Source organism: Actinomycetospora atypica (genome assembly GCF_042653685.1).
Taxonomy (GTDB): Bacteria; Actinomycetota; Actinomycetes; order Mycobacteriales; family Pseudonocardiaceae; genus Actinomycetospora; species Actinomycetospora atypica.
In genome coordinates, this window is record NZ_JBHSIV010000082.1 from 1 (window position 1) to 1,252 (window position 1,252).

General features: G+C 74.3%; 1 protein-coding gene and 1 pseudogene. Both read left to right on the forward strand.

Features of this window, described 5'->3' with window-relative positions:
* Positions 1-354: 354 nt before the first annotated feature.
* Positions 355-540 (forward strand): annotated as a pseudogene (locus ACFPBZ_RS29385) (PucR family transcriptional regulator); the annotation flags it as partial.
* A 305-nt stretch (positions 541-845) separates the two neighbouring features.
* Positions 846-1,232 (forward strand): PucR family transcriptional regulator, encoded by a 387-nt coding sequence (locus tag ACFPBZ_RS29390; protein ID WP_378039648.1) that lies wholly within the window; start codon positions 846-848, stop codon positions 1,230-1,232.
* Positions 1,233-1,252: the final 20 nt, after the last annotated feature.

The window sequence follows — 1,252 nt, forward strand, 5'->3', positions numbered from 1 at the left end:
GGCTCTGGCTCTGGCTCTGGCGACCACACCGCGCAGCCGTGGCTGACCCGCGGGGAACGCGACCAGCTCATCGACGCCGCCCGCCGCACCTCGGGCCCCCTGCGCGTCCGCGACCGCCTCGCCAGCATCGCCGCCTCCGGCGGCGTCGTGCTGGGCCTGGTCGTCGTCCTCGACCCCGGCCGCACCCTGGAACCCCACGACCAGAAGAACCCCGACTCCGACCCCCGCCCCGGCAGCCCCCGCGTCGGAGCCCTGCAGGCCATCGGGCTGACCACCGGCGCGCTGTGCCTGCACCTGCTCCACCGCCGCCACCTGGCCCGCACCGAACTACGCCTCCGCCACGACCTCGTCGAGATGGTGCTGCTCGAACCCGCCCAGACCGACCTCACCGCCGAGATCGACCGCCGCGTCGGGCGCGCCGCCGCCCTCGACCACGACCTCACCGGCCCCCACCGCGTCCTGGCCCTGCAACCCCACCACGGACACTGGCCCGACGGCGAAGCCGTCGGCGACCTCATGGAACGCGCCGCCCGCGACCTCGACATGTCCTACCTGGGCACCCTGCGCGGACAGACCGCGATCCTCGTCTGCCGACCCCCCGGGGTCTGTGGCGCGACCACCACGGCCAGGCCACCGCCCCCTTCTCCGACGGCGGCGACTCCTCCGAGGGCCGCTGGGAAGCCCGCAGCGCCCGACGCCACGCCCGCCCCGGAGAGGCCTGGCAGACCGTCCACGACGCCTTCGCCCACGTCCTGGGCGACTCCCCCGCCCTCGGCGTCGGCGGCTACGTCGACCGACCCGAACACCTCCCCCGCTCCTACCGCGAAGCGATCCAGGCCCTCACCGTGCGCCTACGCGGACCCGACCCCCGCGGACTGATCACCTTCGAGGACCTCGGGCTCTACCGGCTCCTGGCCACCCCCGACGGCCGCCGCGAAGCCGCCGCGTTCGTCGAGGACTGGCTCGGCAGCCTGCTCACCTACGACACCGACCGCCAGGCCGACCTCGTCCACACCCTCGGGATCTACCTCGACCACGGCGGCAACTACGACGACACCGCCGAAGCCCTGCACATCCACCGCTCCACCCTGCGCTACCGCCTCCAACGCATCCGCGAACTCTCCGGACACGACCTCGCCCACGCCGACACCCGACTCAACCTCCACGTCGCCGTCCGCGCCGCCGTCGTCGCCGAACCACCCGTCCTACCCCCGGTATCCACGACACCATGAGCAGGACCGGCGGCGGCCCG